General features: G+C 67.9%; 12 protein-coding genes. 7 read left to right on the top strand and 5 right to left on the bottom strand.

Features of this window, described 5'->3' with window-relative positions; translation table 11 throughout:
• Nucleotides 1-37: 37 nt before the first annotated feature.
• Entirely contained in the window at nucleotides 38-1,456 is a 1,419-nt protein-coding gene (locus VGC18_RS01110) for a glutamate decarboxylase (RefSeq protein WP_331093342.1), read from the bottom strand.
• Nucleotides 1,457-1,549: 93 nt separating this feature from the next.
• Nucleotides 1,550-2,107: a dihydrofolate reductase family protein gene (locus tag VGC18_RS01105; protein ID WP_331093340.1), complete on the bottom strand. Its 558-nt coding sequence runs from the start codon at nucleotides 2,105-2,107 to the stop codon at nucleotides 1,550-1,552.
• A gap of 315 nt (nucleotides 2,108-2,422) precedes the next feature.
• Here VGC18_RS01105 and VGC18_RS01100 point away from each other — a divergent pair, with 315 nt between their 5' ends.
• The 3 genes from VGC18_RS01100 to VGC18_RS01090 all read left to right on the top strand — a co-directional run bounded on the left by VGC18_RS01100 (nucleotide 2,423) and on the right by VGC18_RS01090 (nucleotide 4,457).
• Nucleotides 2,423-3,190 (top strand): response regulator transcription factor, encoded by a 768-nt coding sequence (locus tag VGC18_RS01100; protein ID WP_331093338.1) that lies wholly within the window; start codon nucleotides 2,423-2,425, stop codon nucleotides 3,188-3,190.
• Complete coding sequence (locus VGC18_RS01095; protein ID WP_331093336.1) at nucleotides 3,187-3,858, top strand: BON domain-containing protein; 672 nt, start codon at nucleotides 3,187-3,189, stop codon at nucleotides 3,856-3,858. Before VGC18_RS01100 ends, VGC18_RS01095 begins: the two co-directional genes overlap by 4 nt.
• 146 nt (nucleotides 3,859-4,004) lie before the next feature.
• Nucleotides 4,005-4,457: a universal stress protein gene (locus tag VGC18_RS01090; RefSeq protein ID WP_331093334.1), complete on the top strand. Its 453-nt coding sequence runs from the start codon at nucleotides 4,005-4,007 to the stop codon at nucleotides 4,455-4,457.
• Nucleotides 4,458-4,466: 9 nt separating this feature from the next.
• Here the strand turns inward: VGC18_RS01090 and VGC18_RS01085 are convergent, their stop codons facing one another.
• Nucleotides 4,467-4,904, bottom strand: a complete 438-nt coding sequence (locus tag VGC18_RS01085) for a hypothetical protein (protein WP_331093332.1) — start codon at nucleotides 4,902-4,904, stop codon at nucleotides 4,467-4,469.
• 75 nt (nucleotides 4,905-4,979) lie between these two features.
• Here VGC18_RS01085 and VGC18_RS01080 point away from each other — a divergent pair, with 75 nt between their 5' ends.
• The gene (locus tag VGC18_RS01080; protein ID WP_331093330.1) at nucleotides 4,980-5,555 is read left to right on the top strand and encodes a TetR/AcrR family transcriptional regulator; all 576 of its coding nucleotides are present in this window, start codon (nucleotides 4,980-4,982) and stop codon (nucleotides 5,553-5,555) included.
• Between the two features lie 22 nt (nucleotides 5,556-5,577).
• Here VGC18_RS01080 and VGC18_RS01075 read toward each other — a convergent pair whose 3' ends face one another.
• Together VGC18_RS01075 and VGC18_RS01070 are read right to left on the bottom strand one after the other, a co-directional pair.
• Nucleotides 5,578-6,363, bottom strand: a complete 786-nt coding sequence (locus VGC18_RS01075; protein WP_331093328.1) for an SGNH/GDSL hydrolase family protein — start codon at nucleotides 6,361-6,363, stop codon at nucleotides 5,578-5,580.
• Between the two features lie 187 nt (nucleotides 6,364-6,550).
• Entirely contained in the window at nucleotides 6,551-7,561 is a 1,011-nt protein-coding gene (locus VGC18_RS01070) for an alpha/beta hydrolase (RefSeq protein ID WP_331093326.1), read from the bottom strand.
• Between the two features lie 67 nt (nucleotides 7,562-7,628).
• Here VGC18_RS01070 and VGC18_RS01065 point away from each other — a divergent pair, with 67 nt between their 5' ends.
• From VGC18_RS01065 to VGC18_RS01055, 3 genes are all read left to right on the top strand, one after another.
• Entirely contained in the window at nucleotides 7,629-8,231 is a 603-nt protein-coding gene (locus VGC18_RS01065; protein ID WP_331093324.1) for a TetR/AcrR family transcriptional regulator, read from the top strand.
• 129 nt (nucleotides 8,232-8,360) lie between these two features.
• A complete protein-coding gene (locus VGC18_RS01060) occupies nucleotides 8,361-8,594 on the top strand; it encodes a hypothetical protein (RefSeq protein ID WP_331093322.1) in 234 nt (77 codons plus the stop codon).
• A gap of 7 nt (nucleotides 8,595-8,601) precedes the next feature.
• Nucleotides 8,602-8,862 (top strand): hypothetical protein (locus VGC18_RS01055; protein ID WP_331093320.1); only part of this gene is annotated, 261 nt, incomplete at its 3' end.

Raw genomic sequence — 8,862 nt, 5'->3', positions numbered from 1 at the left:
CCCACGCCGCCGCCCGCCCCGGTCGCGAGTCCCCGGACTAGGAGCCGATCAGCTCGTTCGGAACGGCCGGGGTGGCGTCGTGGATGAAGGCCGGCGCCTCCGAGGCGAGCAGCCTGCGGGCGGGCGGACGCGCATCCAGTTTGGCGAGCGCCCGCCGCAGGTCGTCGAGCATCAGGTCCGCCATGTCCAGGCTGAGCCCGTGTCTCACGACGATGCGCTGCACCGCGACCTCCTGCTGGTCGGGCGGCAGGGTATAGGCGGGGACGAGCCATCCGCGGCTTCTCAGCTCCTCCGCGATGTCGAACAGGCTGTACGGGGAGTCCGGATCGGACAGCGTCCAGGTGACCGCGGGGATCCCCCGCTGCGGATCCCCATCGAAGAGGATCTCGAACGGGCCCAGCGCGCCGAGCTCTTGGGCGAGGTACGCGGCGACCGTGTAGGTCGCCGACTGCACCGCGCGATAGCCCTCCCTCCCGAACCGCAGGAAGTTGTAATAGGACGAGACCACCTGACCGCCCGGGCGGGAGAAGTTGAGGTTGAAGGTCGGCATCTGCCCGCCCAGGTAGTTGACGTTGAAGATCAGCTCCTCGGGCAGGTCGGCGCTCTCGCGCCAGATCACCCACCCGCTGCCCAGCGGTGCCAGGCCGGTCTTGTGGCCGGATGCGTTGATCGACTTGACCCGCGGAAGGCGGAAGTCCCAGGCCAGGTCGGGGGCGCAGAACGGCGCGACGAAGGCGCCGCTCGCCGCATCCACGTGGATCGGGATGTCGAGGCCGGTGCGCGCTTGGAGGTCGTCGAGGGCGCGGCTGATCGCCGCGACGTCCTCGAACCTGCCGGTGAAGGTCTGCCCGAAGGTCACCACCACGGCGATGGTGTTCTCGTCGCAGGCGGCGACGGCCTCCTCCGGGGTCATCACGTGCCCCGGTCCCATCGGCAGCTGCCGGGTCTCGACGTCGAAGTACCTGCCGAACTTCTCCCAGCAGACCTGGACGGGGCCGCAGACGAAGTTGGGATGCCCGGTGTCCTTTCCCGCTGCGGCCCGCCTGGAGCGCCAGCGCCACTTGGCGGCGAGGCCGGCCAGCATCGCCGCCTCGCTGGACCCGGTCGTCGAGGTGCCGACGGTGGTGGCCGGGTTCGGTGCGGTGAAGAGATCGGCCAGCATGTGCACGCATCGGGACTCGAGCTCGGCCGTCTGCGGGTACTCGTCCTTGTCGACGATGTTCTTGTCGATCGACTCGGCCATCAGCTGGTGGACCTCCGGCTCCATCCAGGTCGTGCAGAAGGTCGCCAGGTTCATCCGCGCGACGCCGTCCAGCAGCAGCTCGTCGTGCACGAGCTGATAGGCGTCCCGCGGCTGCCGTTCGAGGAGCGGGAACTGCGCCTTCGGGGCGCGGCTGAGCATCGACGACGACGAGAAGGTGTCGTCGGATGGGCGATCGGGCGATTCTGCGGTCATAACCAGCTGCTTTCCTCGGGGAGCCGTTCGCAGCGACCCTACAGCGCCGAGCTGTCGGTGGCCCGGCCGCACAGCCGGTTCAGGAGGCCGCGGTCAGCGGGCGGTGCGGTAGTGGAGGTGGACCACGCCGCTCTCGAACCGGCGCTCGTCCACCAGCTCGAGCCCCAGGCGGACGTCCTCGGGGAGGAACCGCTTCCCGCCGCCCACGACGACGGGCGTGAGGAAGAGATGCCACTCGTCGACCAGCCCGGCCCGGATCGCCGCCGCGGCGAGGTTCGAGCCCCCGACGGAGATGTCCCGATCCGCCTCGTCCTTCATCCGACGGATCGCCTCGACCTCGAAGGTCCGCTCGATCCGCGTCCTCACGCTGGATGCCTGCTCCAGCGTCGTCGAGTACACGACCTTGTCGGCGGCGCGCCAGAGCTCCGCGAAGTTCCTCATCACGGCCGGCTCGGCCGAGGCATCCAGGTTCTCCCAGAAGACCATGACCTCGTACATCCGGCGCCCGTAGAGGTAGGTGCCGACCGAGCGCTCGAGCTCGTTGACGAAGCCGTGGACCTCCTCGTCCGGCGCGCTCCACTGGAAGTCGCCGAATGCGTCCTCGATGTAGCCGTCCAGGGACATGATGCCGGAGTAGATCAGTCTTCCCATGCCGCGCCGCCCTTGCCGCCTGAAGTCGGATGAATGTCCGACTATAGGGAGTCTCGCCATCCGGACGCAACGGCCGTGTCGTTCCGGCGGGCGAGTCCGGGACCTTCGGCCCTACCCTGTCAAGCCCGACGAATCGACAATGGGGCCATGTCCGCCAGCGTTGGTGTGGTCGAGGAATTCGCCGGACGGTTCGCCGCGCGACGGATGCCCCTCGCCGTCACCGCAAGGTGGTGGGAAAGACCCGGCTCGCCGATCTGCCGCGAGCGCCCGAGAGCTTCGGGGAGCGCCCTCCGGTCCTGAGACAACGGTGTCTTGATGACCAGGGTGTTCCTCGTTGACGACTACGAGCTCGTTCGTCGCGGGCTCGCCGAGCTTCTCGACGCCGAGGCCGATCTGGAGGTGGTCGGCGAATCGGACCGGGCCGCCCACACCCTCGGCCGGGTGGCGGCGACGAGGCCCGACCTCGTTGTCATCGACCTGCGCCTCCCGGATGGGAACGGCATCGATCTGTGCCGGAGCATCCTGCTGGCGGATCCGCGCGTTCGCTGCGTCATCCTCACCGCGTTCCCGGATGCCGAGGCCCGAGCGGCCGCCGCGGATGCGGGCGCCTCTGGCTACCTGCTGAAGTCCCTCAGCGGCCGGGGCCTCGTCGACGACCTTCGACGGATCGCCGGCGGGCAGTCGGTGCAACCGGAGCGCGTCGCGGAGCAGGCGCCGGCTCCGGCTCCGGCTCCGGCTCCGGCGATGGTGCTCCTCTCCCTGCGCGAGCGTCAGGCCCTCCGGCTGATCACCGATGGGCTGAGCAACCGGCAGATCGGCGAGCGCCTCGGACTCACCGAGAAGACCGTGAAGAACTACGTCTGCCAGCTGATGAGAAAGCTCGGGATGCACCATCGGTCGCAGGTGGCCGCGTACGGCGTGGCCGTCGCCTCGGCGAGACGATCCCCCTCATCCGGCGGCACCTCTCTACCACACGATTCGATTCCTCGTGGGACCAAAGTCCCTGATTGTGATCGCCCGGCGACCGATGTTGGAAGAAAGGATACGCATTCCGCGTACATCGATGAAAGGACAATGGCGTGACCATCGCAGCCCCGGTCCGCAGCGACCAGGATATTCAAACCACGGTCCAGGAGGAGCTCGAATGGACCCCCGATGTGGATGCCTCGGGCATCGGCGTCGCCGTGGAGGACGGCACCGTCTCGCTCTCCGGCGAGGTGGACAGCTATTCGGAACGGCTGGCCGCCAGGCGTGCGGCCCTGCGCGTTCGTAGCGTCACCACGGTCGTCGACAACCTCGTGGTGCACCCGAAGTCCGCGCAGACGGTGACCGACGTCGACATCGCCAAGGAGGTGGAACACGCCCTGACCTGGGCGAGCAATGTGCCGGACACGGTCAAGGCCGAGATCATCGGACACGACGTGACCCTGACCGGCCAGGTCAACTGGGACTTCCAGCGCAAGGCCGCCCAGCGCGCCGTCCAGTACCTTACGGGCGTCTACTCGGTCCACAACCAGCTCACCCTGAACGCCCGCCCCTCCGCCTCGGATGCCGAGGAACGGATCAAGAAGGCGATCACCCGCAACGCCGAGTTGGACGCGAAGGCGATCGACGTCACCGTCGCAGGCAACACGGTCACCCTGACCGGGACCGTGCGGTCGTGGGCGGAGAAGGAACAGGCCGGGAATGCCGCCTGGGCCTCCCCGCACGTGACGGATGTCGACAACCGTCTCGCCGTGCGGACTCTCTAATCGGCCTCCTCACCGTGACGGTCCCCCTCCAGGAGGCGACCGCGACGTAGTCCGCGATCGGCAGGCCCCGGTCACGCGGTGTAAATGGATACCCGCGCGGCCGGCGCTTCACCGCACCATCCATTTCAGAAAGTCAGGTTGAGGGTATGAACACCATCGACACGTCCACACGAATTCTCGTCGGGGTCGACGGCTCCGGACCATCGATCGATGCGCTCCGCCGGGCCGCGACGATCGCCGCGGTCCTGGATGCGCCGATCGAGGCGGTCATCACCTGGGACTACCCGGCCATGCTGGGCATGTACGACACCGTCGAGGTGTGGTCGCCGGAGAACGAGGCGAAGACGATCCTCGACGAGGCGATCGACAAGGCCTTCCCCGATGGGCCACCGGCGAGGCTGACCCGCCTGGTCCGCCGAGGACCGGCCGCCCGTGTCCTCATCGAGGAGAGCGCGAACGCCTATCTGCTCGTGCTCGGCAGCCGTGGGCACGGCGGCTTCACGGGCCTCCTGCTCGGCTCCGTGAGCGCCGCCTGCGCGGAACACGCCCAGTGCCCGGTGCTCATCATGCACAAGCCGAAGGCCGAGGCCGTCGGCTAGACCGGTCGCTCAGGCCTCCTTCGCCGCGAGCGCGGCGAGCTCCGCGCGGGCGGCGGCGACGATGTCGGCGCCGGTGTTCGCGTGGCCGTTGATGCCCCAGCCGCCTTCCGGCGACTCGTAGATCAGCACCCAGGTGCGGTCGACGAGGCCGGGGTCGTCGGCGGCAGCGGCGACGATGGCGGTCAGCTCCTCCACCACCCCCAGCTGCTTGTCGCGGTCGAGCGTGCCGGCGGGAGTGAGCACCTGCACGCGCACGGAGTTGCTGTCCCCGTCCACGTTTGCCACCGAATCGGCATCGAGGTCATGGACGAACGCAGCCGTGTTCTGCCGGAAGAGCGAGATGTCCGGCACCTGCTCGTGTCGCATGACGGCGGCGGCGAGGTCCATCGCGAGCCGGCGCTTGTCGCGGAACGTACCGGTGACGGCATAGACGTCGATCATGGGCATGGAGTTCTCCTTCGCGGATAGGACTGTGTCCGTTCAGTATGGAATATGATGGTCGTCATAGTCAAGGGAGGCGCGATGGCGGCACGGACTCGGCAGCGGATGATCGAGGGGGCGACCCGCCTGCTCGCCGTGCGCGGCCTGCAGGAGACGTCCTTCTCCGAGGTCCTCCACCTCACGGGTGCACCGCGTGGCTCGATCTACCACCACTTCCCCGACGGGAAGGATCAGCTCATCGCCGAGGCCATCGACTTCGCCGGAGCCCGCGCCGTCGAGCTCATCGACAGCAAGGCCGGCTCCTCTGCGGAGGAGATCACCCGCCATTTCCTGGAGATGTGGCGGCAGGTGCTGACCCGCTCCGACTTCAGGGCGGGGTGCTCGGTGCTCGCCGTCACGATCGCGACCGATTCCGGCGCGCTGCTCGATCGCGCGGCGACCGTCTTCCGGACCTGGCGCTCCCACCTCGCGGAGTCGCTGCGGGCCGGAGGGCTGTCCGACGACGATGCCCGTGGGTTCGCCGCAGTCTTGATCGCCGCGAGCGAGGGTGCGGTCGCCCTTAGTCGCGCCGAGCGGAACCTCGACCCGTTCGACCTGGTCGCCGGGCAGCTGCGGAAGCAGGTACGCGAACTCAACGAGGCGCAGGAGCCCGGCTGAGGCCGCTCCCCGCGGCACCCGCTCATCGTTCGGGAAGGGCCTCGCCGACCATCCGCGCCACCGCCGCCATCCCGGCCGCATTGGGGTGGTAGGCGGCACCTCCTCGCAGCGAATAATGGAACCGCCGCGTCCAGGGAATCGCGGCCCAGGCGTGATGGGCCATGGAGACCTCGCCCGCTGGCACGAACACGGCGGCGCCTCTCTCCGCGACCCTTCTCGTCGTCGCCGTCAGACGGGACGCGATCCGGCGACCCCAGTCCGCCATCTCAGACGGCAGCGGGGCCGTCGAGATCGAGCCATCGGTCGGCAATATCGTCAGGTAGTCGACCAGCAGCACCGTGCTGTCCGGTGCGCGCATCCGGATCTCCCCGACGATGTCGTCCAGGCTGCGTTCAAGACGCGTTATCAGCGCCTCCGTGACCGTGGCGTCGCGAATCCGGTCGAGCCGGCGGCGGACGGCCGGCAGACGCGTCGCCACCGCCGGAAGGCTCGAGAGTGTCAACCCGGGGAGATACCCGATGTCGTTGCCTCCGCCGGTGAGCGTGACGAGCTTCGTCGTGCCGTCCACGGAGTCGATCTGCGCGGGCGAGTCCTCCGATCTCCGTGACAGGATGTCCGAGGTCGTCGCACCCGAAAACGTCGCGTCGCGTAGAGTCAGCCCCTGACGCTCGGCGACCAGATGCGCATAATTGCCGGTCGATCGTCCCGCCCGGCGGGGGCTTCCCGGCACACGCCCGGGAATGCCGGGGCCGGCTGCGAAGGAGCTGCCCAACGCGACGTAGACATCGCCCGTCTGGATGGTGCTCATGTTCTTCTCCGTTGTCGACGACGACCATCGGCGCCTCTGGAGCGGGAAGGAGGCCTTCTCATCTCCCGTCAGTTCCCTCTGAGGACCAGGAGCGCGTAGACGACGACCGCGCTCACGGCGAACAGAAGGCACCAGCCGAGAATCCACAGCGTGCGGCTCAGCCGATGCTTGGGCGGGATATCCACGTCTACTCCTTCGTTCTCTCGGCCAGGAAGTCGAGGGTTCTCTCGAAAGCGACGTTCGCCTGGGGCAGGGCGAAGTCGAACTGATACTCGTGGCTGAGACCCGCACCCGTCCCGTTCCAGAAGAGGGTCGTCACGGGGACGGCCTTCTTTCTCAACACGGAGGCGAGCTCCCTCGCCTGGGACCGGAACGGGTCGGCGTCTCCCACGGTGAGGAAGGTCGCTGGGTATCTCGCGGTGACCTGTTCGGTCACGGAGAGCTGATCGATGTCCGGGTGGTCGGTCCACCGCCGCGTTCCCGTGTAGGCCCAGAGGTAGGTCCTGAGCGCCGGGAATCCCGTGTCGGCCACCGTTCCGAGGTCGTAGAGGCCGCAGAACAGCACGACCGCACGCAGCGGCCGGGTCATCGGAGCCGGCTCGAGATTCAGGCCGCTCGCCAGGGAGGGATTGGTCTGCACGGCTGCGAGCTCGCCGGCGATCTGGGCACCCGCCGAATCCCCACCCAGCACGATGCGCGAGGGATCACCGCCGAAGCGTCCGGCATCGGAGGCGAGGTAGGCGAGAGCCGCATTGCCCTGGACGACCGGAGTGGGATGCCGCGCACCGGGAGCGAGGCTGTAATCGAGACTCGCCACGACGTAGCCGGCGTGCGCCAGCATGATCGCGTAGTCGCGGACGGTGTCCGCCGAGCTGGAGATGAACCCTCCCCCGTGGATCCAGAGGATGACCGGAAGCCGTTGACCAGACGCGCCGCGTGGGGCGTACACGTCGATGCTCGCGGCCGGGACACCGCGGGCGGAGACGGGGATCTTCGCGGTCTCTTCGACGCTCGCCCTGACCGAGGCGAATCCCTTCGGAGGGGTGACCTCCGGCCCCGCCTCGAAGACCGCCTTCACGATCGCCGCGCCCGGCTGGACCGAGACGTGATAGGTGACGGTCGCAAGGATCGCCCCCAGGAGCACGGCCGCGATGGCCGCGATGATGCGACGCACCGACTTCTTCCAGCGTGGGGACACGGTTGCCTTTCCGGATCTGGTGAAAACACAGTAACACAGTGTTTTCACTGCGGGATAGATTGTTGGCATGAACAGCGACGGGTCGCGCGGGCCGTACACGAAGGGCATCGCCAAGCGACGGGAGCTGCTGCGGGAGGCGCTCCGCGCGTACGCCGAGAGCGGCGCATCCGGCCCCTCGCTGCGAGCCGTAGCGGAACGCGTCGGGCTGAGCGAGCGCGGGCTGCTGCACTACTTCTCCTCGCGGGCGCAGCTCCTCGTGAGCATCCTCGCCGAGCGCGACCAGGCGCTCCGCGCATCCTTTTCGGAGACGGACTCGATCGACGTCCTTCTCGAGGTCGTGGAGTCGCAACTCGACACCCCGGGGTTGGCGCGCCTCTTCCTCGAGATGTCCGCGGACTCCCCCGACCCGGCCCACCCGGCCCACGATTTCTTCGTCGACCGGTATTCGCGACTGCTGCCCCTGGTGCAGTCGATGCTGGACCGTTCGGCTCCGGCCGACGATCCCATCGAGGTCGCGCCGTCATCGGCCGACGACCTCTGGGCGGCTCGAATGCTCATCGCGGCCGCGGACGGGCTGCAGATCCAATGGCTGCTCGACCCGTCGATCGACCCGCGATCGGACCTGGACAGGCTCAGCCGGGCCATCCGGCGGTCGGCCATCCCCGGATAGGGTGCGACGGTCGTCGGCGCCGCTCGAAGATGTGATGACGAGACTCGTGTTGCACTGACCAATCCTCGCTTAACCGCGCCACAGCGAAAGCGCATCGACAGAGCGTCTTGTCAACATTATGATGACATAGTGGAGATTGCCGCCAGCGCCCGCAAACACGGGGTCGACGATGACGACATTCTCCATGCCCTCCGAAATGTGATCCGCTACTGGGAAATGGAATACGACGGCGAACTTCGCATCTTCATCATCGGAACGGACCGCTCCGCGCGGTTGCTGGAAATCGTTGCGGTTCCCGCAGCCGGTCCCCAGCGAGTGATCCACGCGGACCTGCTCCGCCCGAAGTTCTACGACTATTTGTGAGGCAATCATGGACAAAACCGAGAAGAAGATCGACGTCGAAAAGTGGCTCGACGACATCGAGCCCGACGCGACGCCCGTTCGCGACGGTCGATACCTGAGGGCGATCGGCGCTGCCTTGACGGCGATCGAGGAGGCCGACAAGGAGCTGACACGCTCCATCGATGCCGCGCGGGCAGCCGGAGACTCCTGGGAAGCGATCGGCCTTGTGCTCGGCACATCGCGGCAAGCGGCCCACCGCAAGTACGCCCGCCAATTGGCGACTAGTCTC

Source organism: Lacisediminihabitans sp. (genome assembly GCF_036404185.1).
Classification (GTDB): domain Bacteria; phylum Actinomycetota; class Actinomycetes; order Actinomycetales; family Microbacteriaceae; genus Lacisediminihabitans.
The sequence above is the reverse complement of the archived record's forward strand: the minus strand, read 5'-3'. Positions and strand labels throughout refer to the sequence as shown.

Excerpts from the sequence above, each read along its gene's own strand:
- VGC18_RS01065 (WP_331093324.1), top strand. The coding sequence starts at position 7,629 with ATGAACAGCGACGGGTCGCGCGGGCCGTACACGAAGGGCATCGCCAAG.
- VGC18_RS01100 (WP_331093338.1), top strand. The coding sequence starts at position 2,423 with ATGACCAGGGTGTTCCTCGTTGACGACTACGAGCTCGTTCGTCGCGGG.
- VGC18_RS01110 (WP_331093342.1), bottom strand. The coding sequence starts at position 1,456 with ATGACCGCAGAATCGCCCGATCGCCCATCCGACGACACCTTCTCGTCG.
- VGC18_RS01080 (WP_331093330.1), top strand. The coding sequence starts at position 4,980 with ATGGCGGCACGGACTCGGCAGCGGATGATCGAGGGGGCGACCCGCCTG.
- VGC18_RS01075 (WP_331093328.1), bottom strand. The coding sequence starts at position 6,363 with ATGAGCACCATCCAGACGGGCGATGTCTACGTCGCGTTGGGCAGCTCC.
- VGC18_RS01105 (WP_331093340.1), bottom strand. The coding sequence starts at position 2,107 with ATGGGAAGACTGATCTACTCCGGCATCATGTCCCTGGACGGCTACATC.
- VGC18_RS01085 (WP_331093332.1), bottom strand. The coding sequence starts at position 4,904 with ATGCCCATGATCGACGTCTATGCCGTCACCGGTACGTTCCGCGACAAG.
- VGC18_RS01090 (WP_331093334.1), top strand. The coding sequence starts at position 4,005 with ATGAACACCATCGACACGTCCACACGAATTCTCGTCGGGGTCGACGGC.